This is a genomic window from Caulobacter rhizosphaerae, from assembly GCF_010977555.1.
Taxonomy (GTDB): Bacteria; Pseudomonadota; Alphaproteobacteria; order Caulobacterales; family Caulobacteraceae; genus Caulobacter; species Caulobacter rhizosphaerae.
On record NZ_CP048815.1, the window covers coordinates 1079380 to 1103405 of the forward strand.

General features: G+C 69.2%; 19 protein-coding genes and 3 pseudogenes. 11 read left to right on the forward strand and 11 right to left on the reverse strand.

Annotated elements, in window-relative coordinates:
* The first annotated feature begins 86 nt into the window (after positions 1–86).
* Positions 87–656 carry an OmpA family protein gene (locus G3M57_RS04965; RefSeq protein ID WP_056753339.1) on the forward strand — a complete coding sequence of 190 codons (570 nt, stop codon included), beginning with the start codon at positions 87–89 and terminating at the stop codon, positions 654–656.
* Between the two features lie 179 nt (positions 657–835).
* Here the strand turns inward: G3M57_RS04965 and G3M57_RS04970 are convergent, their stop codons facing one another.
* The 3 genes from G3M57_RS04970 to bla all read right to left on the reverse strand — a co-directional run bounded on the left by G3M57_RS04970 (position 836) and on the right by bla (position 5119).
* The gene (locus G3M57_RS04970) at positions 836–1471 is read right to left on the reverse strand and encodes a glutathione S-transferase family protein (RefSeq protein WP_163229136.1); all 636 of its coding nucleotides are present in this window, start codon (positions 1469–1471) and stop codon (positions 836–838) included.
* 85 nt (positions 1472–1556) lie between these two features.
* Positions 1557–4067 (reverse strand): MASE1 domain-containing protein, encoded by a 2511-nt coding sequence (locus G3M57_RS04975; protein WP_163229137.1) that lies wholly within the window; start codon positions 4065–4067, stop codon positions 1557–1559.
* Positions 4068–4333: 266 nt separating this feature from the next.
* Positions 4334–5119 carry a class A beta-lactamase gene (gene bla, locus G3M57_RS04980; RefSeq protein WP_244322609.1) on the reverse strand — a complete coding sequence of 262 codons (786 nt, stop codon included), beginning with the start codon at positions 5117–5119 and terminating at the stop codon, positions 4334–4336.
* Positions 5120–5327: 208 nt separating this feature from the next.
* Between bla and G3M57_RS04985 the strand changes: the two genes are divergently transcribed.
* The 3 genes from G3M57_RS04985 (at position 5328) to G3M57_RS04995 (ending at position 8110) form a co-directional block, all read left to right on the forward strand.
* Positions 5328–6194 (forward strand): LysR family transcriptional regulator, encoded by an 867-nt coding sequence (locus G3M57_RS04985; RefSeq protein WP_163229141.1) that lies wholly within the window; start codon positions 5328–5330, stop codon positions 6192–6194.
* Between the two features lie 191 nt (positions 6195–6385).
* The gene (locus tag G3M57_RS04990; protein WP_208789659.1) at positions 6386–7675 is read left to right on the forward strand and encodes a Xaa-Pro dipeptidase; all 1290 of its coding nucleotides are present in this window, start codon (positions 6386–6388) and stop codon (positions 7673–7675) included.
* A gap of 195 nt (positions 7676–7870) precedes the next feature.
* Entirely contained in the window at positions 7871–8110 is a 240-nt protein-coding gene (locus G3M57_RS04995) for a hypothetical protein (RefSeq protein WP_056753323.1), read from the forward strand.
* Positions 8111–8139: 29 nt separating this feature from the next.
* Here the strand turns inward: G3M57_RS04995 and G3M57_RS27880 are convergent.
* The 4 genes and pseudogenes from G3M57_RS27880 to G3M57_RS05010 all read right to left on the reverse strand — a co-directional run.
* Positions 8140–8240: pseudogene (locus tag G3M57_RS27880) on the reverse strand (hypothetical protein); the annotation flags it as partial.
* A 13-nt stretch (positions 8241–8253) separates the two neighbouring features.
* Positions 8254–9138 carry an EamA family transporter gene (locus tag G3M57_RS05000; protein ID WP_163229143.1) on the reverse strand — a complete coding sequence of 295 codons (885 nt, stop codon included), beginning with the start codon at positions 9136–9138 and terminating at the stop codon, positions 8254–8256.
* A 31-nt stretch (positions 9139–9169) separates the two neighbouring features.
* Positions 9170–9496, reverse strand: coding sequence for a GIY-YIG nuclease family protein (locus G3M57_RS05005; RefSeq protein ID WP_163229145.1), 327 nt, complete (start codon positions 9494–9496; stop codon positions 9170–9172).
* A gap of 233 nt (positions 9497–9729) precedes the next feature.
* Positions 9730–9927, reverse strand: coding sequence for a hypothetical protein (locus G3M57_RS05010; protein ID WP_056753316.1), 198 nt, complete (start codon positions 9925–9927; stop codon positions 9730–9732).
* 143 nt (positions 9928–10070) lie between these two features.
* Here G3M57_RS05010 and G3M57_RS05015 point away from each other — a divergent pair, with 143 nt between their 5' ends.
* The 6 genes and pseudogenes from G3M57_RS05015 (at position 10071) to G3M57_RS05035 (ending at position 16548) form a co-directional block, all read left to right on the forward strand.
* Complete coding sequence (locus G3M57_RS05015) at positions 10071–11723, forward strand: phytoene desaturase family protein (RefSeq protein ID WP_163229147.1); 1653 nt, start codon at positions 10071–10073, stop codon at positions 11721–11723.
* Between the two features lie 214 nt (positions 11724–11937).
* Complete coding sequence (locus G3M57_RS05020; RefSeq protein ID WP_230983810.1) at positions 11938–13092, forward strand: aromatic ring-hydroxylating oxygenase subunit alpha; 1155 nt, start codon at positions 11938–11940, stop codon at positions 13090–13092.
* A gap of 199 nt (positions 13093–13291) precedes the next feature.
* On the forward strand, positions 13292–13885 hold the full coding sequence (locus tag G3M57_RS05025; RefSeq protein WP_056753308.1) for a TetR family transcriptional regulator C-terminal domain-containing protein: 594 nt from the start codon (positions 13292–13294) through the stop codon (positions 13883–13885).
* Between the two features lie 71 nt (positions 13886–13956).
* Positions 13957–14235: pseudogene (locus G3M57_RS27885) on the forward strand (GNAT family N-acetyltransferase); the annotation flags it as partial.
* A 126-nt stretch (positions 14236–14361) separates the two neighbouring features.
* Positions 14362–14466, forward strand: a pseudogene (locus tag G3M57_RS27890) (hypothetical protein); the annotation flags it as partial.
* A 153-nt stretch (positions 14467–14619) separates the two neighbouring features.
* Entirely contained in the window at positions 14620–16548 is a 1929-nt protein-coding gene (locus tag G3M57_RS05035) for a potassium transporter Kup (RefSeq protein WP_163229153.1), read from the forward strand.
* A gap of 196 nt (positions 16549–16744) precedes the next feature.
* On the opposite strand, the gene G3M57_RS05040 is transcribed toward G3M57_RS05035, so the two are convergent.
* The 3 genes from G3M57_RS05040 to G3M57_RS05050 all read right to left on the reverse strand — a co-directional run bounded on the left by G3M57_RS05040 (position 16745) and on the right by G3M57_RS05050 (position 20003).
* Positions 16745–17677 carry an iron-containing redox enzyme family protein gene (locus G3M57_RS05040; RefSeq protein ID WP_188916198.1) on the reverse strand — a complete coding sequence of 311 codons (933 nt, stop codon included), beginning with the start codon at positions 17675–17677 and terminating at the stop codon, positions 16745–16747.
* Between the two features lie 89 nt (positions 17678–17766).
* A complete protein-coding gene (locus G3M57_RS05045) occupies positions 17767–18048 on the reverse strand; it encodes a hypothetical protein (protein ID WP_163229155.1) in 282 nt (93 codons plus the stop codon).
* 122 nt (positions 18049–18170) lie between these two features.
* Positions 18171–20003, reverse strand: coding sequence for an ABC-F family ATP-binding cassette domain-containing protein (locus G3M57_RS05050; RefSeq protein WP_163229157.1), 1833 nt, complete (start codon positions 20001–20003; stop codon positions 18171–18173).
* Between the two features lie 127 nt (positions 20004–20130).
* Here G3M57_RS05050 and G3M57_RS05055 point away from each other — a divergent pair, with 127 nt between their 5' ends.
* Positions 20131–20880 carry a hypothetical protein gene (locus tag G3M57_RS05055; protein ID WP_056753298.1) on the forward strand — a complete coding sequence of 250 codons (750 nt, stop codon included), beginning with the start codon at positions 20131–20133 and terminating at the stop codon, positions 20878–20880.
* A 90-nt stretch (positions 20881–20970) separates the two neighbouring features.
* Here G3M57_RS05055 and G3M57_RS05060 read toward each other — a convergent pair whose 3' ends face one another.
* A complete protein-coding gene (locus G3M57_RS05060) occupies positions 20971–23826 on the reverse strand; it encodes a TonB-dependent receptor (RefSeq protein WP_056753296.1) in 2856 nt (951 codons plus the stop codon).
* Between the last annotated feature and the right edge of the window lie 200 nt (positions 23827–24026).

Here is a 24026-nt window from a genome sequence, read left to right on the forward strand (position 1 = left end):
TTTTGACCTGACGAAGCGCCGCTGCTGGGGTGTGGGACGGCTCAGCTTGGCGCTCGGCATTGAAACAACAGGCGGAAGGGTGTGCCATGATTAGCATGAATTATAAGATGATGATGGTGAGCGCTCTGGTGGCCGGCGGGTTGTCGGTCAGCGGCTGCGCGACCAAGGGTTATGTCAACGATCAGGTCGGCGTGGTGAACACGCGGGTCGACGGGACCGAGACCAAGCTGGCCGAGGTCGACCGGACCAGCCAGGAAGCGCTGAAGCGCGCGACCGACGCCGGCAAGCTGGCCGAGGGCAAGTTCCTGTACTCGGTGGTGCTGAGCGACGACTCGGTGAAGTTCCCGCTGAACCGCTACGAGCTGTCCCCTGAGGCCGAGCAGCGCCTGGCTGACTTCGCCTCGAAGCTGAAAGGCGACAACAAGAACGTCTATCTGGAAATCCAGGGCTTCACCGACGCCACCGGCGATCCGAAGTACAACGAGAGCCTGGCCGGCGAGCGGGCCGAGACGGTGCGCAAGTTCCTCAGCAAGCAAGGCGTGCCGCTGAACCGCATGGCGACGATCTCGTACGGCGAGGATGACCCCGTCGCCCCCAACGACAACCCCGACGGCCGCGCCCAGAACCGCCGGGTGGTGATCCAGGTCCTGGCCTAGAGCATCGCGCGGAAAAGTGGACGCCGGTTTTCCGCAAAAGCGATGCGAACACAGAGCCTGGAGCAAGCCACGCGATCCTATATCGCGCGGCTTGCTCTAGAACTTTTGAGTTCAGGTTCACTCTTGGGGACAGGCGCATGCGCCTGTCCCCGTCCCATGTTCAGCCCGCGTCGAAGGGCTCAAGCGTCTTCCTTGGCCTTGGCGATCAGCGCGTCGTCGATCTGGGAGGCCCGCCTGGCGGCCGGGCGCTGGTTGATCCCCGCCCAATAGGCCTCGAAGGCCGGGCGCTTCTCGATCGAGCCGAACATCATGCCCCAGCCGATCTGCGAGCCCACATAGACGTCGGCGGCCGAGAACGCGTCGCCGACGATGTACGGCTTGCCGCCCACCGCTGTTTCCAGGGTGTTCAGGGTGTCGTCCAGGCAGCCATAGCCAGCCGTGGCGCGGCGTTCGGGCGGCACCTCCACCCCCAGCGCCTTGTTGGTCACCGCCGCCTCCACCGGCCCGCAGCCGAACATCAGCCAGCGATAATAGGTCCCGCGAGCGGGTGAGCCGACCGGCGGGGCCAGGCCGGCCTCGGGGAAGGCGTCGGCCAGATAGGCGCAGATCGCCGCCCCCTCGGTGACGGTCACGCCGCGGTGGGTGATCGCCGGCACCTTGCCCATCGGATTGACCGCCAGGTACTCCGGAGCCTTCATCGTCGAGGCGTAGTCGAGCACGACGGTGCGATAGGGGGCGCCGACCTCTTCCAGCATCCAGCGGACGATGCGGCCGCGCGACATCGGGTTGGTGTAGAAGACGAGTTCGTCGCTCATGGTCGGACCTCCTGAAGGAGGCGCAATCCTAGCGTGCGCGGGCCGGCGCGCAATCTCGGAAACCGATGTTCTTCCAGGTCGCGGGTCAGGCCGAGGCCGGGAGGCTCCTGGGCGGCGCCTTGGCCATGGCGCTGTTGAGGGCGTCAACCAGGCTGGCGGCGGTCATCGGCTTGGACACCGAGCCGTCGAAGACCCCGCCTGGGCCGCCGGTCCGCGCGTCGGCCGAGAAGGCGATGATCGGCGCGCCGGCGTTGGGGCCGCCTCCGCCGCGGATGCGCAGGGCCGCCTGGGCGCCGTCCAGGCGCGGCATGCGCAGGTCCATCAGGATGACGTCGAACGGGCGAACCGCGGCGGCGGCGACGCCCTCCTCGCCGTCCACCGCCTCGGACACCTGCGCGCCCAGGGCGGTGAGGATGGCGTTGACCAGCTCGCGGTTGGCCGGGTTGTCGTCGACGACCAGCACGTGGCAGGCCGGCGGCAGCGATGGAACGGCGGCCTCATGGTCGGCGAGCGTCTTGGCCTCCGCGGCGGACGGCGCCACGACGTCGAAGCTGAAGCAGGCGCCCTGGCCCGGATCGCTGACCACGCCGATCTGGCCGCCCATCGCCTCGACCAGGCCCTTGCAGATGGCCAGGCCTAGGCCGGTGCCGCCGTGCTTGCGTGTCAGGCCGGCGTCGACCTGGGAGAAGCGGCGGAACAGCAGGTCGACGGCCTCGGGCGCGATGCCGGGCCCGGTGTCGCGCACCGAGACGCGCAGCCGCCCGGCGGCGTCGTCATAGGCGGCCGTGACGGTGACCGACCCGGCCTCGGTGAACTTCACCGCGTTGCCGATCAGGTTCAGCAGCACTTGGCGCAGGCGGCCGCCGTCGATCAGCAGGTTGGCGGGCAAGCCGTCCAGCCCGTCGGCCCGCAGGGCCACGCCCCGGGCCTCGGTCTCCAGCGAGAACAGGTCCAGGGCCTCCTCGATCAGCGGCGCGGGGGCGACGGGCTCCAGCTTCAGCTCCAGCTGGCCGGCCTCCAGCTTCGAGAAGTCCAGGATGTCGTTGATGGTGGCCAGCAGCGCCTTGCCGCCGCTCAGCACCCGGCCGATGAAGCGGCGTGCGTCGGGCGACAGCTCCGGCTCGTCATCGACCAGCCGGGCGAACCCCAGCACCGAGGTCAGGGGCGTGCGCAGCTCGTGGCTCATATTGGCCAGGAACTCGCCCTTCGCCGCGGCGGCCGCCTCGGCCGCGTTGCGGGCCTCGCGCAGCTCCTGCTCCATGGCCTTCTGCTCGGTGACGTCGCGGACGATGTCGCTGATGCCCAGGACCGCCCCGGTCAGCGGGTCGCGCTGCAGGCTGGGGCGGGATTCCAGCCAGATCATCCGCCCGTCCTTGCGGATCGCGCGATACTCGACCCGCGTGGGAGCGTTGTCGTGATGCGCCGCCAGATGGGCGATGTGTTCGATGACGATCGCGCGGACGGCCTCGCGGTCGTCCTCGTGCACCGTAGTCATCCCTTCGCGGCCGACCAGCTCCTCCGGCGCGTAGCCCAGCATGGCGACGCAGGCCGGCGAGACGTACTGGATGACGCCGCGCAGGTCGCTGTGGACGATCAGGTCCTGGGCGTCTTCGGCCAGTTGGCGGAAGCGCGCCTCGCTGCGGAACACCGCGGCGTTGGCCTCGGTCATCTTCTGCAGCATCTGGCGCCGGTGGCGCTGGATCGAGGCCACGGGCAGGCTGATGAAGATCGCCACGGCCAGGAACAGCTGCAGCACGATGGCCTGGTCGGTCGACCCCGCCCGCAGCAGCGTGATCGGCCCGTGGCCGGCCATGGTGAAGATCACCGCCACCACGGCCACCAGGGTCGCGCTGAGCGCCGCGCCCAGCACCTCCAGCCGCCAGGCGACCAGCAGCATGACCGGCGGGATCATGAACAGCAGCGGCCGGTTCTGGGCGAAGACGCCGACCGTCACGACCAGCAACAGCAGCAGGCTGGCCGCGCCGCTGGCGGAGAGCGGCCGCTCGCGCAGATAGTGGCGCATGCGGACCATGGCCAGCAGGCAGGGCGTGATGGTCATCAGGCCCAGGATGTCGCCCAGCGACCACAGGCTGATATTGGCCAGCAGCACGCCGCCGCGCATCGCCGTATGGAGCGAGGCGGCCAGGACGCTGGTGGCGAGCGGGCCGGCCAGGCCGCAGATCAGGGCGAAGGCGATCATGTCCCGGGCGCGGCCCAGGTCGATCGTCTCGCCGATCACGCGGCGCACGCCCCAGGCGCAGACCAAGACCTGGACGATGTTGCAGCTGACCAGCACGACATTGACCGCGAGCAGGTCATGGACATGGGCGCCGGCCGCCAGCCCGCCGGCCAGGCATCCCAGCAGCACGGCCGGCCAGTGGCGGTTGCGGCACGACAGCAGGCAGGCCACGCCGAAGCCGTTGGACAGCCAGATCGGCGCCACCTGGCCATAGTTGCGGGGGAATTCGACGCAGAGATAGGCCAGCAGGGCGTAGCCGACCGCCGCGCCCACGGCCAGGACCAGGGTCTTCAGAATGTCGCCGCCCGTCCAGCGCCAGATCGGTCCGGTCGAGGCGAGGGAGGTCGTCGCTGTCATCACCCTGCTTTCGCGGGCGCCCGACCTTGGCTCGTGTCAGGACGCCCGTGAAGCACGCATAGGCTTAAGGGCTTAAAGAACAGTGGCTTGGCGCGTCATTCCCCCGAGGATCGGCGAGCCGTTGGCGATCTTGGGCGCAATTCCTCGTCCTTCGACAGGCTCAGGATGAGGAATTCCACTCGGCCGCCCGGCAAGTCGCCCTCATCCTGAGCCTGTCGAAGGACGAGGGCGGGCGCCGGCGCCAAGCGCCTGACTGTCCATGGCTCCTAGGATCCGAAACCGGCGGCGACGACCAGTCGGGCGACTTCGGCGATCACGGCGTTGCGGCCGTCGTCGGCGAGGGTGGAGCGGCTCAGATAGGCGGTGATCAGCAGCGGAGGGCGACCGGGAGGCCAGATCACGGCGATGTCGTTGGTGGTCCCGACCTTGCCGTCGCCCCAGCTGCCGGTCTTGTCGCCGACCTTCCAGCCGGCGGGCAGGCCGGCCCTCAGCCGCTTGTCGCCGGTCTGGTTGGCCACCAGCCAGGCGACCAGTTGCTGGCGCGAGGCCGACGACAGGACCGGGCCCAGGGCCAGGGCGCGCAGGGCGCCCAGCATGGCGTTGGGCGAGGTGGTGTCGTGGATCTCGCCGGGCCGCACCACGTTGAGGTTCGGCTCGTAGCCGTCCAGGCGGGTCACCTTGTCGCCCAGGCCGCGCAGGAAGGCGGTCAGGGCCGGCGGGCCGCCGAAGGTGTAGAGCAGGATATTGGCGGCGGCGTTGTCGCTGAGGGTGACCGTCGCCTCGCACAGCGCCCCCACGGTCATGCCGTCGTTGATGTGCTGCTCCGTGGCCGGCGAATGGGCCAGCAGCACGTTTCGGCCGTACACGATCCGCCGGTCCAGCCGCTCTTGCCCCTGGTCGACCCGCTTGAGCACCAGGCCCGCGACCAGGGCCTTGAAGGTGCTGCACATCGCGAAGCGCTCGTCGCCGCGATAGGCGAAGGTCCTGCCGTCGGCGGTGTCCAGCACGGCCACGCCCAGCCGCCCGCCGCTGCGCGCCTCCAGGGCGGCCATACCCCGGCTAATGCCGCTGGTCAGGCGCGCCGTCGCGACCGCGCCGGCGGGGGAGGCCAAAGAAAAGGCGGGCAGGGTCGAGATAGCCGTTAATACTTGCCGTCTGTCGATCATCGGATCCTCCATGGGCGGGAAGATGGGCGAGGCGGGACCTTGGGATCAAACGATGATACTTCGGTTCAGTCCCTAGAATATTTTGGGTGTCGAGATGAGTCGCGCGCAGCTTCCCCTGAACGCCCTGCGGGCCTTCGAGGCCTCGGCCCGGCACCTGTCCTTCACGCGGGCGGCCATCGAGCTGTGCGTGACCCAGGCCGCCGTCAGCCACCAGGTCAAGGGCCTGGAGCAGCGGCTGGGGACCAGCCTGTTCCGCCGCCTGCCGCGCGGCCTGGCCCTGACCGACGAGGGGCTGGCCCTGCTGCCGCCGGTGCGCGACAGCTTCGACCGCATGGGCGACGTGCTCGAGCGGTTCGCGGCCGGGCGGGTGATGGAGGTGCTCAGCGTCGGGGTGGTCGGCACCTTCGCCGTCGGCTGGCTGCTGCCGCGCCTGCCGGCCTTCCGCGAGGCCCATCCGTTCGTCGACCTGCGCCTGTTCACCAACAACAACCGCATCGACATCGCCGGCGAGGGCCTGGACTGCGCCGTGCGGTTCGGCGACGGGGCCTGGCACGGAACCCAGGCCGTCCCGCTGTTCGCCGCGCCCATGACCCCGCTGTGCGCGCCCCTGGTGGCCGAACGGCTGAAGTCGCCCGAGGCCCTGGGCGCCGAGGTCCTGCTGCGCAGCTACCGGGCCGACGACTGGCCCGACTGGTTCGCGGCCGCCGGCCTGGTCCCGCCGCCGATCCGCGGGCCGGTGTTCGACAGCTCCTGGGTGATGGTCGAGGCGGCGATGCAGGGCGCCGGCGTGGCCCTGGCCCCGTCGATGATGTTCGCCCGCGACCTGGAGCAGGGCCGGCTGGTGCGGCCGTTCGCCCTGGAGGTGGGGGCGGGGATGTACTGGCTCACCTGGCTGAAGTCGCGGGCGGTCACGCCGGCCCTGGCGGCGTTCCGGGACTGGATGGCCGAACAAGCCTCGTGAAGGCCGCTCATCCCGGCGACCCGGATCCCAAGGCCGTGCGGATGTTGGGCAAGCTCGACGCTCGTGGCGACGCCCCGAGACAAGGTCTGGACTTCCCCGCCCCCGTCGAGGTCTTCTCCGGGGTGTCGCACTTCGAATGGGGATCCACATCCCGACCTTCGCCGGGATGAGTGGATCGTGGGGATGCTCTCGTGAAGATCGAAACCGCCGTCCTGGCCGCCGCCCTGGCGCTCGCGCCGCTCGCCGCTTCCGAAGCCGCCTGGGCCGCCCCCGTCTATGTCCACGCCGGCAAGCTGGTCGACACCCTGCAGGGCAAGGTCCTCAGCGACCAGATGATCACCATCGACGGCGAGCGGATCGTCGCGGTCGCGCCGTGGAAGGCCGCCCCGGCCGACGGCAAGGTCATCGACTGGTCGACCCGCATGGTGCTGCCGGGCCTGATCGACATGCACACCCACCTCTGCGACCAGGAGCAGACCGAGAACATCGCCGAGCCGCTGCTGACCACCGCCGCCTACCAGGCCTATATCGGCGCCGCCCATGCGCGCCTCACCCTGGAGGCCGGCTTCACCAGCGTGCGCGACGTCGGGACCTGGCGGGCCTTCGGCGACGTGGCCCTGCGCGACGCCATCAACGCCGGCCTCGTGCCCGGTCCCCGCATGTCGGTGGCCGGGGCCTATATCACCATCCCCGGCGGCGGCGGCGAGATCACCGGCCTGGCGGCCGACGTGAAGATCCCCGACGAGATGCGGGCCGGCGTGGTCGAGGACGCCGCCGACGCCCATCGCAAGGCCGCCAGCATCCTGGCCCATCACGCCGACTTCCTGAAGCTGATCGCCACCGGCGCGGTCCTGACCGTCGGCACCGAGCCGGGCGCCCAGGAGCTGACCGAGGACGAGATGCGGGCCGCCGTCGAGGAGGCCGCCCGCCGTGGGACTTACGCCACCGCCCACGCCCACGGGGCCGAAGGCATGAAGTCGGCCATGCGGGCCGGGGTGCGCTCGATCGAGCACGGCTCGCTGATGGACGACGAGGCCATCGCCATGATGAAGGCCCGGGGCGTGTTCCTGGTGGCCGACATCTATGACGGCGACTGGATCGACGCCTATGGCAAGGCCCACGGCTGGCCGGCCGAGACCCTGCGCAAGAACTTCGACACCACCCAGGCCCAGCGCGACGGCTTCCGCAAGGCGGTCAAGGCCGGGGTCAAGATCGCCTACGGCACCGACGCGGGCGTCTATCCCCACGGCCTCAACGCCCGGCAGATGACGTACATGGTCCGCTACGGCATGACCCCGATGCAGGCCATCCAGTCGGCCACCACCGTGGCGGCCGAGCTGATGAAGAAGACCGACGTGGGCGCCATCGCCCCTGGCCGCTACGCCGACCTGATCGCCGTCGACGGCGACGCGCTGGCGGACATCTCGGTGCTGGAGCACGTGGCGGCGGTGATGAAGGGCGGGGTGGTGGTGAAGGATTGAACCCTCTCCCTCTGGGAGAGGGGCCGGTCAGGTTTCTCACCCTCCCGCCTTATTGTTGCTGCCAGATTCACCAATGACGCTCTTGGCGCGGCTCCTGCAGTGTGCAATGCAACAAGATGTTGCTGTGCAGCATTGATACAGCTGTCACGCCGGCGCGGTAAGACCGACGCTTGAGTGAACCAAGGAGTGAGTACGATGGCCGCCGAACACACCTATTTCGTCCGACCTGTCTCCGGCGTCTGGCACGTCACCTGGAACGAATCGCTCGACCTGATCGGCTCCTATCCCTGCCAGCCCGAAGCCGTCGGCGTCGCCGAGATGCTGGCCCGCCACATGCGCGCCCAGGGCAAGACCGCCCGGGTGTCGGTGTCCGAGCCGGAAGCCCGCCGCACCAGCTGGGGCCGCACCAACCTCGGCGCCCAGGCCGCCGCCTAAAGCGGATCGACCTTCAAAGCCCTGCGTGGTCCTTGTCCTTCGACAAGCTCAGGATGAGGGCCATTTACAGCCCCGTGCGTAGAAAAACCTCATCCTGAGCTTGTCGAAGGACGAGGTTTTCGCCTCCCAAGGCTGAAGACGCCCTAATCGTGCAGCGGCGCCTCTGCGGACTGGCGCGACGGGTCGGTCGCGACCGTCCCGACGGAGGCGGCGATCACGAAGGCGATGGCCAGCCATTGGCGGGCCACCAGGTGCTCGCCCAGCACCATCAGGCCGGCCAGGGCCCCGACCGCCGGCTCCAGGCTCAGCATCACTCCGAAGCTGCGCCGGGAGATAGCGCGCATGGCCGCCATCTCCAGCGAATAGGGCACGGCGCTGGACACCACCGCGACCGCCAGGCCCAGGCCCAGGGCGTACGGGTTCAGCAGGGCCGCCCCGGCCGCGGCGACGCCGAACGGGGCCACGACCGCCGCCGCCGTGGCCATGCCCAAGGCCACCGAGCGGCCGCCGTGCAGGTGCCCGGTCCGCTGGCCGGCCACGATGTACAGCGCCCAGAACACCGCCGCCGTGGCGGCGTAGGCCACGCCCACGGGGTCGAGGTTCAGGCTGGCGTCGCCCAGCGGCAGCAGCAGGCCAAGGCCCGCGGCGGCCAGGGCGATCCAGGCGAAGTGGATCGGCTTGCGGGCGTGGACCAGGGCCAGGCTCAGCGGGCCGGTGAACTCGATAGCGATCGCCACGCCCATCGGGATGGTGCGCAGGGCCATGTAGAAGCACAGGTTCATCGCCCCCATGACCGCGCCGTAGGTCACGACCGCGACCAGGTCGCTGCGGTTCATCGCCATGCGCCAGGGCCGCCAGACCAGGCACAGCACCAGGGCCGAGAACCCCACCCGATAGGCGCTGGTCCCCTGCGCCCCGACCAGCGGGAACAGCGCCTTGGCGAACGACGTCCCGACGCTCAGCGACACCATCGCGCCGGCCAGGCAGAGATAGGGCGCGGCGGCGCGAAGGGCGGACGGACGGGACATGCGGCGGTTCTAGCAGGGACGGGCGGCGAACTCACACCTGTCGAGGAACCGGCGTCCATTCGAACGTCGCCGAATAGAGATCATCCCATCGCGGATTGTCCCGTTCGATCAGGTTGATCTTCCACTGCCGCCGCCATTCCTTCAGGGACCGCTCGCGCTGAATGGCCTCGGTCATCAGGTCGTGGAGCTCGAACCAGACCAGGCGGCGCAGGCCGTACCGCCGGGTGAACCCCGGAAACGCGCCTTCCCGATGCTGGATCATCCGCGTGTGAAAGGCGCTGGTCACGCCGATATAGAGCGTCCCACGATAGTGGTCGGCCATGATGTGGACGGCGATCCAGGGTTCACGTCCGACCATGGGCTGAGTTCTGCGAGGCTTTAGGGCCTCATAAGTTGCCATTTTGTTCTCACCTTAGCAACCGTCATCCCGGGCCTCGTGCCCGGGACCCCTGGTTCAGCCGACGGTGAAGAACAATGGCGCGCCAGCGCGCCACACCCCCGCACCTGCGGCGGACGGAGGGGTCCCGGGCACGAGGCCCGGGATGACGGTTGAAAGGTGGTACCAAGGCGCAAAAACGCTCCGGCCTTCAGCTAGAACGCCTCGTCTTCCTCGGCGCCTTCGCCGTCCTCGCCGCCCATGGCCGCTTCCAGGCTTTCGATGATGTCGTCCATCTGGTCCGGCGTGATCGAGACGTAGAGCGCCTCGCCGCCGACGGCCGAGACCAGCAGGCGGTAGCCGTCCTCGGTTTCCTGCAGGCTGAAGGTTTCGAGAAGCTGCAGCTTGGCCATGGGGAGTCTCGTCGATCGGAAAGGGAAGGCGCGGATATAGGGCCGGAGATCCGGTTTCGCCATCGTCTCCGCATAGGGGCGTCCGGCGCTTGCCTATTTTACAGTCGTATAGCAAGCTCGCCCCACATCCCGGGGAGACGACCATGGCCACCGCCACCCAGCAGCGCGACGCGATCATCATCGGGGGCGGGCACAACGGCCTGGTCTGCGCCTTCTACCTGGCCAGCGCCGGGCTGAAGGTCACGGTCTGCGAGGCGCGCGACGTGGTGGGCGGGGCGGCGGTGACCGAGGAGTTTCATCCCGGCTTCCGCAACTCGGTGGCCAGCTACACGGTCAGCCTGCTCAGCCCCAAGGTGATCGCCGACATGGACCTGCACGGCCATGGCCTGCGGATTCTGGAGCGGCCGATCTCCAACTTCCTGCCCATCGACGACAACACCTATCTCAAGCTGGGCGGCGGGCTGGAGCGCACGCAGGAGCAGTTCCGCAAGTTCTCGGCCCGCGACGCCGAGCGCCTGCCGGCCTATTACGCCATGCTCGACGAGATCGGCGACGTGCTGCGCGACCTGGCCGGCGAGACCCCGCCGAACCTGACCGACGGCCTGCCGGGCCTGCTGCGCGGCCTTCGCCAAGGCTCGCGGCTGGCCGGCCTGTCTCTCGAACGCAAGCGCGACCTGCTGGACCTGTTCACCAAGAGCGCCCGCGACTTTCTCGATGGCTGGTTCGAGAGCGACGCGGTCAAGGCCAGCTTCGGCTTCGACGCCGTGGTCGGCAACTTCGCCAGCCCCGACACCCCCGGTTCGGCCTATGTGCTGCTGCACCACACCTTCGGCGAGGTGAACGGCAAGAAGGGCGCCTGGGGCCACGCGGTCGGCGGCATGGGAGCGATCACCCAGGCCATGGCCAGGGCCTGCCGCGCCAAGGGCGTGGAGATCCTGCTCAAGGCCAAGGTCGAGGGCGTCCACGTCGAGGACGCTCCGAAAGGAGCCGGCAAGCGGGTGGTCGGCGTCCAGCTGGTCGACGGCCGCCAGATCATGGCCCCGATCGTCAGCTCCAACCTCAACCCGGCCCTGCTGTACGGCTCGCTGGTCGCCCCCTCGGCCCTGCCCGCCCCGTTCAGGAAGGCGATCAAGGGCTACAAGAACGGCTCGGGCACCTTCCGGATGAACGTGGCCCTGTCGGAGCTGCCCGACTTCACCTGCCTGCCCGGCAAGGCCACAACCGAGCACCACCAGTGCGGCATCGTGATCTCGCCGACCCTGGACTACATGGACGCGGCCTATCGCGACGCCAAGGCGACCGGGATCAGCAAGCGGCCGATCGTCGAGATCCTGATCCCCTCGACCCTGGACGACAGCCTGGCCCCGCCCGGCCAGCACGTGGCCAGCCTGTTCTGCCAGCAGTTCGCCTGGAACTTGCCCGACGGCCGGACCTGGGACGACGAGCGCGAAGCCGCCGCCGACCTGATCATCGACACGGTCAACCAGTGGGCCCCCAACTTCAAGGCCTCGGTCCTGGGACGGATGATCCTGTCGCCCGTGGATCTCGAGCGAAAGTTTGGCCTGGTCAACGGCGACATCATGCACGGCCACATGTCGCTGGACCAGCTGTGGGCGGCCCGGCCGGTGCTGGGCCACGCCAGCCACCGGGCTCCGATCAAGGGGCTCTACATGTGCGGCGCGGGGTGCCACCCGGGCGGCGGGGTCTCGGGCAATCCGGGGCGCAACGCGGCGCGGGAGATCCTGCGGGACCGGGACTTCGCCACGGCGGTGAAGCTGAGCGTGGCGGGGCGGTGATGTTCAGATCCGAGCAGATCACGAATGGGGACATGCACATGTGCATGTCGCCGGCCGCATTCAAAACATCCGCTCATCCCGGCGAATGCCGGGACCCAGATCCTATGGCTGAGAGGCTGATTGGAAGAGCGCAGCGCTCTTGGCGTCAGCCACACCGCTATTCCATCTGGGTCCCGGCATTCGCCGGGATGAGCGGTTTCAAGGAGGGCTGGTGATGGACCTGAACCTCCCCAACCACGACCCCGACGCGGACTGGGGCCTCCCCGGCTGGCTCTACGCCAACGAACGCTTCTTCCGCGAGGAGCAGGACAGGGTCCTGCGGCCGTCCTGGCAGATCGTCTGCCACCTGAACGACATCCCGAAGGCCGGCGACTTCCACACCTTCGACTTCCTGGGCGAGAGCACCGTGGTGGTGCGCGGGAAGGACGGCGGGGCGCGGGCGTTCGCCAATGTCTGCCGCCACCGGGCGGCCCGGCTGCTGGACGGGCCAAGCGGGCAATGTGGCAAGGGGGGCGGCCGGATCGTCTGCCCCTACCACGCCTGGACCTACGGCCTGGACGGCCGGCTGATCGGCGTGCCCCACGCCGAGACCTACCCCGCCCTGGAGATGGACAAGCAGGGCCTGGCGTCGGTGCAGGTCGAGGTCTATCGCGGCTTCGTCTTCGTGCGGCTCGAGGGTGACGGCCCGTCGGTGGCCGAAATGATGGCCCCCTACAACCACGAGCTGGCGCCCTACCGCTTCGAGGACATGGTCCCGTTCGGCCGCGTCACCCTGCGGCCGCGCGAGGTCAACTGGAAGAACATCAGCGACAACTATTCCGACGGCCTGCACATCCCGGTCGCCCATCCCGGCCTGACCCGGCTGTTCGGGCGCGGCTACGGCGTCGAGGCCCAGACCTGGGTCGACAAGATGTGGGGCCATCTGGTCGAGGAGCCCTCGAACAATCCCTCCGAGCGCATGTACCAGGCCGTCCTGCCCGACGCCCCGCACCTGCCGCCCGAGCGCAAGCGGCTGTGGACCTATTTCAAGCTCTGGCCCAACCAGGCCTTCGACATCTATCCCGACCAGGTGGACTTCATGCAGTTCATCCCGGTCTCGCCGACCCGCACGATGATCCGCGAGATCGCCTACGCCCTGCCTGACGAGCGGCGCGAGATGAAGGCGGCGCGGTATCTGAACTGGCGCATCAACCGCCAGGTCAACGCCGAGGACACGGGGCTGGTGGCCCGGGTGCAGCAGGGGATGGCGTCGCGCAGCTTCACCGCTGGGCCGCTGGCCGAGACCGAGGTGTCGCTGCGGAGTTTCGGCCGCAAGCTCCGGGCCCTGATCCCGCAGGCCCGGCTGCCCCGGCCGCCGGAGGGGTGGTGAGCTTCGCCCCGTTCCATTCCCCCGCCCCAACCGTTCGTCATCCCGGGCCTTGTGCCCGGGACCCCTCTGTCCGCCGCAAGTGCGGGGGTGTGGCGCGCCGGCGCGCCAAGACGCTTCACATGCGGGCTGAACCAGGGGTCCCGGGCACGAGGCCCGGGATGACGGTTCGAAAGGGAATGGGCGCTCGTGGGCTAGAACCATGACCCGCGCCCCCTTCACCCGCGAGGCCCCCGACGTCCGCCGCGCGGCCTTGGTCGAGGCCGCCGCGCGCATTCTCGCCGCCAAGGGCGTGGCCGGGGCGTCGGTGCGGACGATCTGCGCCGAGGCGGGGGTCAGCCCCGGCCTGTTGCGGCACTATTTCGACGGCGTCGACGCCCTGGTCGCGGCGACCTACGAGGCGACCGGGGCGCGGATCGACGCGGCGCTGGAGGCGGCGGTCGCGGCGGCGGGCGAGGGCCCCCGCGCCCGGCTGTCGGCCTATCTGACCGCCAGCTTCGCCCCGCCGGTTCTGGACCCGGACCTGCTGGCCACCTGGCTGGCCTTCTGGAGCCTGGTCAAGGTCGACCCGGCCATCGCCGCCATCCACCGGCGGACCTATGCCGGCTACCGGGCGCGGCTGGAGGAACTGCTGGGCGCCTGCGACCCGCGGGTCGACGCCCGGCTGGCCGCCATCGGCCTGACCGCCGTGGTGGACGGGCTATGGCTGGAGCTGTGCCTGGACGCCACGGTCTTCACCCCGGCCGAGGCCGGAGCCATCGCCGAACGGCTGGCGGCGGGCTATCTGGGCGGATGAGCCAGATCCGCACCGCCCGCCTGGTCCTGCGCAAGCCGCGCGAGGACGACCTGCAGCCGCTGCACGCGATCATGTCGGACGCGCAGGCCATGCGCTACTGGTCGACGCCGCCGCATCGCGACATCGAGACCACCCGCGACTGGCTGGCCGGGATGATCGCCCTGCCGGCCGAGCTGGGCGAGGACTACATCGTCGAGCGCGAGGGGCGGCTGATCGGCAAGCTGGGCCTGTGGCGGACGCCGGAGATCGGCTTCCTGCTGGACCGCGCGGTGTGGGGACTGGGCTATGGCGCCGAGGCCCTGAGGGCCTTCGCCGTCCATGTCTTCGCCGAACGCACCGACCACCTGACCGCCGACGTCGATCCCGCCAACGCCGCCAGCCTGGCGCTTTTGACCAAGGTAGGCTTTCGAGAGACCGGCCGGGCGGCGCGCACCTGGCAGGTCGGCGACCACTGGGTAGACAGCGTCTATCTGCGGCTGGACCGCGCCGACTTCGAAAACCTCGTCCTTCGACAAGCTCAGGATGAGGTTTTCTAGCGGCTTATCAATGGTCCTCATCCTGAGCTTGTCGAAGGACGAGGACCACGCACGGCCTCGAAGGTCGATCAGCCCGGGGGCGAGGGCGCGTCCCACTTCCGGTCTTTATGACTCCCTTATATCCCCGCCTGGAATCCGCATCGCGCCCTTATGCGGCGGGCGTGTAGGCCGTCGCTCCCTTCGATGGACGTCAGCCTCATGGCCCATACCCCACCCGAGCCGGCCACGCCGGCGGCGCGCGCCGCCCGGTTCGGCGCCCTGTGGCTGGGGGCCATCGGCGTGGTGTTCGGCGACATCGGCACCAGCCCGCTCTACGCCATGCGCGAGGCCCTGGCCCACGCCGGCGGGGTGGAGCCCCGGCTGGCGGTGTTCGGCGTGGTGTCGCTGGTGTTCTGGGCCCTGACCCTGGTGGTCACCCTGAAATACGTGCTGATCGTCATGCGGGCCGACAATGGCGGCGAGGGCGGCACCCTGGCGCTGATGGCGCTCGCCCAGAAAGCATTGGCGCAGAACGCCTTGAAGAAGCGCTCGGCCTGGCTGGTGCTGCTGGGCATCGTCGGGGCGGCGCTGTTCTACGGCGACGGCCTGATCACCCCGGCGATCTCGGTGCTGTCGGCGGTCGAGGGCCTGACCACCGCGCCGGTGATCGGGGCCCACTTCCAGCCGTTCGTCCTGCCGCTGGCGGCGGTGATCCTGCTGGGCCTGTTCGCGGTGCAGTCGCGCGGCACCGAGGTGGTGGGGCGGTTCTTCGGGCCGATCACCCTGGTGTGGTTCGTGGCCCTGGCGGCGCTGGGCCTGCCGTTCGTGCTGCAGCGGCCCGACATCCTGCTGGCCTTCAGCCCGGTCTACGCGGTCAAGCTGCTGGTCGCCGACGGCCCGCTGGGGGTGACGATCCTGGGCAGCGTCTTCCTGTGCGTGACCGGGGCCGAGGCGCTGTACGCCGACATGGGCCATTTCGGCAAGGGACCGATCCGGGCCGGCTGGCTGCTGGTGGCCCTGCCGTGCCTGATGGTCAACTATCTGGGCCAGGGCGCCCTGTGCCTGATCCGGCCGGCCGCCATGGACAACCCGTTCTTCGCCATGATCCCGCACGCGGTCTACTGGCCGGTCATGCTGCTGACCACCGCGGCCACGATCATCGCCAGTCAGGCGGTGATCACCGGCGCCTTCTCGGTGACCCAGCAGGCGGTGCAGCTGGGCCTGCTGCCGCGGATCGACATCAAGCGCACCAGCGAGACCGTGGCCGGCCAGATCTTCGTGCCGCAGGTCAACATCGCCCTGGCCGTGGGCGTGCTGTTCCTGCTGTTCATGTTCAAGACCTCGTCGAACATGGCCTCGGCCTATGGGGTGGCGGTGACCACGACCATGGTCGTGACCGTGGCCCTGCTGTTCGTGGTCGCCCACCGCCACTGGAAGTGGCCGCTGTGGGCCTGCGTGGCGGTGCTGGCCCCGTTCCTGGCCCTGGACCTGGTGTTCCTGGGCTCGAACGCGCTGAAGATCGCCGACGGCGGCTGGGTGCCGCTGGCGGCGGCCGGGGCCATCGTCCTGGCGATGTGGACCTGGCGGACCGGCAGCGAGCTGCTGCACAGCAAGGTCCATCGCGACTCGATCGCCCTGGCCGACCTGATCGACAGCCTGCGGGCCCGGCCGCCGCATCCGGTGCCGGGCACGGCGATCTTCCTGACCTCGGACCCGTCGGTCGCCCCGGTGGCCCTGCTGCACAATCTCAAGCACAACAAGGTGCTGCACGCCGAGAACGTGGTCATGACCGTGCGCACCGCCGACCAGCCGCGGGTGGCCGAGAAGGACCGGGTCGAGATCGAGTCCCTGGGCGGGGCGGGCGAGGGCCCGGGCTTTCGGCGGGTGACCATCCACTACGGCTTCATGGAGACGCCGAACGTGCCGCGCGCCCTGGGCAGCTGCCGCCGTCGGGGCCTGGTCTTCGACCTGATGTCGACCTCGTTCTTCGTCGGCCGCCGCACGGTGGTGGCCTCGCCCGGGGTCGGCATGCCGCTGTGGCAGGACAAGCTGTTCATCTGGATGGTCCGCAACGCGGCGGATCCCATCGACTACTTCCACATCCCGGCCGGGCGGGTGGTGGAGATGGGTTCGCAGGTGGTGGTGTAGACGGCGGCTTCACTCACAAACACGCACCTTCAACCGTCATTCCGGGCCTTGTGCCCGGAACCCCTCTATCGGTCGCAGGAGCAGCGGGGGCGGTTCGCCGGCGAACCGCTTGCGTCTCACGTAGAAGCTGAACCAGGGGTCCCGGGCACAAGGCCCGGGATGACGACCGGAAGGAGATGGGGCCCAAATCAAACCCTCACTCCGCCGCGTAGACCACCGGGTGCGCGTGGGCCCACAGGTGGGCGCGGTAGGTGTCGAAGCACTGCTCGCCGCAGATCAGCCGCATGACCGCGCCCTCGGCGATGAAGCGGGCGCAGTCGGGGCGTTCGCTGACCAGGGGGTGCAGGGCCTCGGCGTTCCAGGCCTTGGAGTGCTCGATGTCCAGCTGGGCGTGCAGGGCGAAGTACTTGCGGGCCGTCGGCGAGACGCCCAGGCGCTTGAGGCCGGCGTCGACGCAGGCCACGCGGCCCGGAGCGGTCAGCTCGACCACCCCCAGGGCGCCGATCGACTGGTAGGTGTAGCGCCGCGTGGTGGCGAAGGCGGTCATGGTGTTGGCCAGGCACAGCGACTGCCACAGGGTGGAGTCGATGGTCGGCGCCAGGCCCAGGACCTCCGTCGTGCGGACCAGCATCGGGCCGTGCATGCCGCCGGCCGTCCCCCGGCCCATCTCGTCCCAGTAGTTGCGGGCCAGCTCCAGCTTGGCGCGGTCGCTGACCTTGACCTGGGTCATGGCCACCAGGTCGTCGAAGCCGGCCTCGCCGGCCGCCTCCTGGGTCAGGAACCACTTGACGTCCTCCAGGCTGGCCGCGCCCTCCAGCCAGTCGAACAGCGGGTCGTCCTGGCCGGGGCCGGTCTCTTCGAGCTGCTCGAACCAGGCCACGAAGTCGTCGGCGTGCGTCGGGACGTCGGCGACCAGGGGCAGGACGTGGTCGCGGAACTGCTCGACGAACTCGCCCTCGATCCGCTTCATCCGGGCCTCGTTCGAGACCTCGGCGCGCCAGTCGGGGTCGGGCGTCCCGACCGCCAGGCGGCGGTGGTTCCAGTGGGCCAGGCCGCGGTGCAGGGCCTCGGCGTCGGGGAATTCAGGGCTGAAGACGCCGATGCGCGCCAGTCGTTCGCCACCAAACACGGCGTGCTCCTAAGGTCGGATACGGGTCTCTGAAAGGACGAAAAAGGCCGCTCCCGGCGAGGGGGCGGCCTGGTCGCGGACGCTGGGAATCAGGGCTGGTCGGTGCGGCCGGGCTCGATGGCGCCGGTGTCGACGCCGCCCTCCAGGCCATTGTTCAGGTCATCGACGCCCTCGCCTTCGACGCCTTCGCCGTCACGGCGGGGATCGCGCTGGCCCTGCTGGTTCTGCTGGCCCGGCGCGTTGCGCGCTTCGTCGTCCCGCTGTTGCTGCGGGGTGCGGGTCTCGCCCTGTTGGTTCTGCTGATCGGACTGCCGGCGTTGGTCGTCCGACGGCTGTTGTTGCAGACCTTCGCGGTTGGTTTCGTCGCCCATGGTGGTCGCTCCCTGATCGCGCCGGAGGCTTCCGGCGGGGAGATCAACGGGGCGGCGTGCGAGGCGTTCCTAAGTCGATAGACCGACAAAACGTGCTTGGCGCCCGCTCACGGGACGAGCGCTCAGGACGCCATCGTCTCGCGCTTTTCCTCCAGCGCCAGCCAGTCTTCCTCGGCCGTGGCCAGGTCGGCGCGGGCCTTGTCGAGGTCCTTCATCACCTTGTCGAAGCCCTTGGGATCGCGGGCGTAGAAGCCCGGATCGGCCAGCCGGGCCTCGATGTCGGCGATGATCTTCGGCGAGGCGGCGATCAGGGCCTCGCATTCCTCTAGCCGCCGCTGGTCTTTGTAGGACAGCTTGACGGTCTTCTTCGGCGGGGGCGGGGCCGAAGGCGTGATCACCGCCTTGTGCGAGCCGGTGCCGGTGGCGAAGTCGCCGGCCGCGCCGCGCGCCCCTTTGAAGAAGTCGGGGGCCTGGTCGATCAGGTCGCTCCAGCCGCCGGGGGTCTCCAGCACGCGGCCGTGGCCGTTCATGGCGATGGTCGAGGTGGCCAGGCGATCGATGAAGTCGCGGTCGTGGCTGACCAGGATGAGGGTTCCCTCGAAATCGGCCAGCACCTCTTCCAGCAGGTCCAGGGTGTCCATGTCCAGGTCGTTGGTCGGCTCGTCCAGCACCATCAGGTTGGTGGGGGTGGCCAGGGCCCGGGCCAGCAGCAGGCGGTTGCGCTCGCCGCCCGACAGGCTGGTGACCGGCTGGCGCAGCTGGGCCTCGGTGAACAGGAACTCCTTGGCGTAGCCGGCCACGTGCTTGGGGATGCCGCGCACCAGGATCGAGTCGCCGCCGCCGGGGGTCAGGAAGTCCCACAGCGTCATCTTCTCCGACAGCGCCATGCGGTTCTGGTCGACGTAGGAGATCTCCAGGTTGGTGCCCAGGCTGATCGTGCCAGCGTCGATCGGGATCTCGCCCAGCAGCATGCGCACCAGGGTGGTCTTGCCCGCCCCGTTGGGACCGACCAAGGCCACGCGGTCGCCGCGCAGGATGCGGGTCGAGAAGTCCTCGACGATCACGCGGTCGCCGAATTTCTTGGTGACGTGCTTGGCCTCGACCACCTTCTTGCCCGACGTGCCCGAGCTCTCCACGGCCAGGGTCATGCTGCCGCGCTTGTCGGCCTGGATGTCGCGCTTCTGGGCGCGCAGGTCCATCAGGGCCCGGCGACGGCCCTCGTTGCGGGCCCGGCGGCCCTGGACGCCGCGCGCCAGCCAGGCGTTCTCGCGCTCCAGCTGCTTGTTCAGGCGGCGCTCCTCGTCGGCCTCGGCGGCCAGCACCTGCTCGCTCCAGACCTCGAATTCGTGGAAGCCCTTGTCCAGGCGGCGCACCTTGCGGTGCTCCAGCCAGAAGGTGCGCTGGGTGACGCGGTTGAGGAAGGCGCGGTCGTGGCTGACGATCAGGGCCGCGCACTTGGAGCTTGCTAACTCTTCCTCCAGGGTCTGGATGGCGAAGATGTCCAGGTGGTTGGTCGGCTCGTCCAGCAGCAGCACGTCGGGCTGCTCGGCGAACGCCCGGGCCAGGGCCGCGCGGCGCCGCTCGCCGCCCGACAGGCCCACGGTGCTCTTGGCGTAGTCCAGGCCGAAGTCGGCCAGGGTGGCGTGGGCTTCGTAGTCCTCGGCGCCGCCGGCCGTGCAGTAGTCCAGCAGGGTGTCGCCGACGATGTCCGGCTCCTGGCTGACATAGACGATCTTGGCGCCGGGCTGGGCGGCGCGCTCGCCGCTGTCGGCCTCGATCCCCTGATTGGCCAGGATCTTCAGCAGGGTCGACTTGCCCGCCCCGTTGCGCCCGACCAGGCAGGCGCGCACCCGCGGCTCCAGCGCCAGGTCGACGCCGTCGAACAGCGGCTTGGCCCCATCGGCGAGGCGGACGTCCTTGAGGGCCAGGACAGGGGCGCGAGTCGGGGAAGCCATGGTCGGTGGGGTCTAACTGTCGAGCGGAAAGGGGAGGAGATGGGGGCGTATAGCAGGGGAGGCGAGGGGGCGGGGGGAATTATTGGGGCTTGCCCCGACGCGCGAAACTAGCGCTACCTTGGCGAGCATGACCGACGCCGCCGAACCCATCGCCAAGCCCTATCGTGTCCACATGGTCGCCGCCGTGATCGTGGCGGGCCTGCTGTGGCTGGCCGACGGACGGCTCTGGCCATCGGTCGCGGATCGTCTGGGCAGGTTCTTCTGGCTGTTCTTCCTGCTGCAGCTCGTGCCGAACGCTTGGCTCTTGAGGTCCCGGCTGGGGCGGATCGTGGCCACGCTTCTGTATGGCGGGTTCTTCTGGATCGCTGGCGAAGGCCTCAGCGCGCGGGCCGCCGAGAGCAGCGGGGCGCGCAACCTGATCCTATTGGGCGGAGCGTGCATCCTGGCGGTGATCGCCGCCAACGTGATCTGGGACCGGGCGCCCCAGGCCTGGCGCGCCCGGATAGCGGCGTCACGGATCACCTACGGCGTCGGGTCCTGCGTGCTGCTGGTGCTGGGCGGCGGCGTGATCTGGACCGTGACCGGCGCGGTCGATGAAGGCGTCGGCGCGAGCGGGCGGGTCGGGCTGACCGCTTTGCTTTTGGCTATGGCCGGCGGGCTGGTCCTGGGCCTCTGGCGACTGGAGGGCTGGGCCCGCGCCTTCGCCTGCTGGGCCGTGGTCGGTCTGACCTGGATGGGGATCATGACCGGCCTCGCCACGGGCGCCGCGCCGGCTGGGATCGGCCTAGGCGGCTGGCTGCTGGCGACACTGCCGCCCCTGATCGTCGGCGCGGTGCTGCTGGCCTACTACCGGATCAGCAAGGCCTACAGAGTCTAGCACGTAAGGCCCAACGAAAAAGGGGCCGTCCTTTCGGACGACCCCCTTCCACCTCATCGGGCGCGCACGGATGCGCCCGTACGCGAGATCCTAGTACTTCAGGCGGACGCCCACCCGGAAGTAGCGGCCGACGATGCCCGACTGCGAGTAGGTCGGGTTCCAGTTCACGCCGGCGTAGTTGGCCGGGTTGAACATCGGGCCGGTGTCGAACAGGTTCATGACGTCGGCATAGACGGTGGCCTTTTCGGTCACGTCGTAGGCGCCGGTCAGGTCGACCGTCGTGAACGACTTGATGCGGCAGTTGAAGCCCTCGCCGCCGTAGAGGCAGGCGCTGTCGTAGCTGTCGTCGATCTCGCGCATGCCGCTGACGTAGCTCATGACGCCCGTGACGTGGATCGGGCCACGCTCGAACGTGTTGGTCCACGACAGGCGGTTCTTCGGGGTGCCGGCGCCCGAGGACAGCACGTAGGGCGCTTCCTTGCCGACGTAGTTATAGGTCGTGCCGTCCTGCGTGTACTTGAAGTCGAACAGGGTGGTGGCGTCCAGGTTGCTGGTCCACTTCACGTCGGCCGGCAGGTAGAAGGTGGCCTGGACGTTCAGGTCCAGACCGCTGGTCACTAGCGAGTCGGCGTTGATGTAGGGCGAAGCCACCGAGAGCACGCGCGGCAGGGCCGTCGGGTGTTCCGGATCGGCCGCGTCCGGCGTGACGACGTAGCCGGCCGGGATGGCTTCGCCGGCGTAGTAGGCGGCCAGGGCCGTACCGGCGCTGGCCTGGGCGATCACGTCGGTCTTCTTGATGTGGTAGTAGTCCAGCGCGATGCTGAAGTTGCGGGTCGGGGCCCAGACCGCGCCGACCGTGTAGCTGGTCGATTTTTCCGGATCCAGGTCCGGATTGGCCGTGGTGATCGACGAGAGCGAATAGGCCTTGGTGTACTCGTTGTTGCCGTGAGCGTCGCGGAAGGCGGCGTACTTGTCGGCGTTGAACGAGAACGTCGTGAAGCCCTGGCTGGCCGAGTTACCGGCTTCGGAGAAGCTGGGCGCGCGGAAGCCCTTCGAGATCGTGCCGCGCAGGGCGACCGTCTTGATCGGCGTGAACTTGACCCCGATCTTCGGCGAGAAGTTGCCGCCGAAGTCCGAATAGTGGTCGTAGCGACCCGAGACGTTGACTTCGATCTTGTCGGTGATCGGCATGCCCAGTTCGGCGAAGGCCGAGGCGACCGTGCGGTTGCCCTCGGTGCGGGCGTTGCCCAGGCCCTGGGCGTCGTTGACCGGGTTCAGGGCCGGGTCGTTGGTGGCCTCGTAGCGGAACTCGCCGCCCAGGCCCAGCTGGGCGTCGCCGCCCGGCAGGCTGAAGACCGGACGCGAGGCCTGGACGTTGATCGAGTCCAGGTCGGTGGTCGAGGTCTTGGCCAGGTCCGGCGACAGGGCCTTGCGGACGGCCGCGCTGTTCTGCGACGGGTCGACGAAGTTGTAGGCCCCCGTCTGGATGTCGCTCATCAGCTGCTTGTAGCTGAGGAAGCCGGTCTGCACGCTTTCCAGCGAGTCGTGGGCGATCACCAGGTTGGCCTGGTAGTTCCAGTCCGCCACGTCGCCCTTAACGCCGCCCACCATCCGCAGCATGCGGTTGTTGTAGCGGGCCGAGGCCGGCAGGTCGCTGAAGCGGTACTTGATCAGGGCGTAGTCGCCGTCGGCCGCGAACGGGTTGTTCGGGTTCAGGCGGCGGTTCACCGCGGTGGTGTCGGTGGCGCAGTTGACGCCCGTGTCGCAGATCCACACCGGCAGGACCAGGTTGGACAGGTTGTTCGGGGTGCTCGACGAGATGGTCACGGGCGTGCCGCGGACCGAGGTCTTGCTCTGGACGAAGCTGCCGCTCAGATAGGCTTCCAGGTGCTCGGTCGGCTTGATCGTGAAGCGGCCATAGACCGCCGCGCGCGACTGCTTGGGCTGGATGTCGCCGAAGTTGGCGATGTTCTGGGCGCAGTAGGTCCCCATCGGAACGCCGTCTTCGTCGGTCTGCGAGGTCAGCGGCGCGTCGGCGGCGCAGGTGCGCAGCGGCTGCCACAGGCTGCCGTCGACGGCCAGGCCGGTGGTCAGGTCGTTGCCGGTGATCGTGGCCGGCTTGATGTTGCCGTAGAAGGTGCTGCCGCCGGTCTGCGGGTTATTGTTCTGGCCGCCGGGGATCGAGGACAGGTCGTTGGTGTTGTACGGGAAGCCGCGCTGGTCGCCGCGGATGGCCTTGTCCAGCTGATATTCGACGTCGAAGTAGAGGTTGTACTTGTCGGTATCCAGGTCGCCGTAGCCGACGTCGCCGGTGAAGCGGAACTGGTCGCCGCCGCCGTGCTGGCTGGTGCCGTACGAGGCGTCGGCGCTCATGCCCTGGTAGTTGGACTTCATGATGATGTTGACGACGCCGCCGATGGCGTCGGCGCCGTACAGCGACGAGGCGCCGTCCTTCAGGGTCTCGACGCGCTCGACCGCGTTGAACGGGATCGAGTTCAGGTCGACGAACGCCTTCTGGCCGTCGTCGGCCAGCGGGTAGTTGGCGTTGCGCAGGCCGTCGATCATCACCAGGGTCGAGTTGACCGACAGGCCGCGCAGCGACACGCCGGTGGAGCCGGCGGCGAAGCCGCTGCCGAAGGCGGCGGGGATCGAGCCGGAGTTGTCGGCCGACAGGCTGCGGATGGCGTCGGCGATCGTGGTGATGCCCTGGGCCTTCAGCTGCTCGGTGGTCTGGACGGTGACCGGCGAGGGGGTGGCGGTGTCGGTGCGGCGCAGCAGCGAACCGGTGACGACGACGGCTTCGACTTCGTTGTCGGCGGGCGCGGCCTGGGCGGCGGCGGCCGGGGTCGACGCGGTCTGAGCGTTCGCGGCGAAGGCGGCGAAGGTGGCGACCCCCGCCATCATCGTCGTCGCGAGCAGGCGCCCGCGGGTGATCTGCAATTTCATGTCGGTCCCTCCGGGCGCTCGGAGCCTGGCCGCATCGGCTGCTCGTCCCGTCGCCCTGTCAGCTTCAGGTTTCCCGGCGGACCTTCGTCCCCGGTTGCCGCTGGGATTGGAACCGTCAAAGACAGGCGTCAATCGCCGACGCTGTCATGTAATCAATATGTCTAGGACCTGTCACATCCAAGCAACGGCCGATGCGGAAA

Bases quoted from the DNA above. Each gene is read 5' to 3' on its own strand.
- G3M57_RS04965 (WP_056753339.1), top strand. From the start codon at position 87: ATGATTAGCATGAATTATAAGATGATGATGGTGAGCGCTCTGGTGGCC.
- G3M57_RS04970 (WP_163229136.1), bottom strand. From the start codon at position 1,471: ATGAGCGACGAACTCGTCTTCTACACCAACCCGATGTCGCGCGGCCGC.
- G3M57_RS04975 (WP_163229137.1), bottom strand. From the start codon at position 4,067: ATGACAGCGACGACCTCCCTCGCCTCGACCGGACCGATCTGGCGCTGG.
- bla (WP_244322609.1), bottom strand. From the start codon at position 5,119: ATGGCCGCCCTGGAGGCGCGCAGCGGCGGGCGGCTGGGCGTGGCCGTG.
- G3M57_RS04985 (WP_163229141.1), top strand. From the start codon at position 5,328: ATGAGTCGCGCGCAGCTTCCCCTGAACGCCCTGCGGGCCTTCGAGGCC.
- G3M57_RS04995 (WP_056753323.1), top strand. From the start codon at position 7,871: ATGGCCGCCGAACACACCTATTTCGTCCGACCTGTCTCCGGCGTCTGG.
- G3M57_RS05000 (WP_163229143.1), bottom strand. From the start codon at position 9,138: ATGTCCCGTCCGTCCGCCCTTCGCGCCGCCGCGCCCTATCTCTGCCTG.
- G3M57_RS05005 (WP_163229145.1), bottom strand. From the start codon at position 9,496: ATGGTCGGACGTGAACCCTGGATCGCCGTCCACATCATGGCCGACCAC.
- G3M57_RS05010 (WP_056753316.1), bottom strand. From the start codon at position 9,927: ATGGCCAAGCTGCAGCTTCTCGAAACCTTCAGCCTGCAGGAAACCGAG.
- G3M57_RS05015 (WP_163229147.1), top strand. From the start codon at position 10,071: ATGGCCACCGCCACCCAGCAGCGCGACGCGATCATCATCGGGGGCGGG.
- G3M57_RS05020 (WP_230983810.1), top strand. From the start codon at position 11,938: ATGGACCTGAACCTCCCCAACCACGACCCCGACGCGGACTGGGGCCTC.
- G3M57_RS05025 (WP_056753308.1), top strand. From the start codon at position 13,292: ATGACCCGCGCCCCCTTCACCCGCGAGGCCCCCGACGTCCGCCGCGCG.
- G3M57_RS05035 (WP_163229153.1), top strand. From the start codon at position 14,620: ATGGCCCATACCCCACCCGAGCCGGCCACGCCGGCGGCGCGCGCCGCC.
- G3M57_RS05045 (WP_163229155.1), bottom strand. From the start codon at position 18,048: ATGGGCGACGAAACCAACCGCGAAGGTCTGCAACAACAGCCGTCGGAC.
- G3M57_RS05050 (WP_163229157.1), bottom strand. From the start codon at position 20,003: ATGGCTTCCCCGACTCGCGCCCCTGTCCTGGCCCTCAAGGACGTCCGC.
- G3M57_RS05055 (WP_056753298.1), top strand. From the start codon at position 20,131: ATGACCGACGCCGCCGAACCCATCGCCAAGCCCTATCGTGTCCACATG.
- G3M57_RS05060 (WP_056753296.1), bottom strand. From the start codon at position 23,826: ATGAAATTGCAGATCACCCGCGGGCGCCTGCTCGCGACGACGATGATG.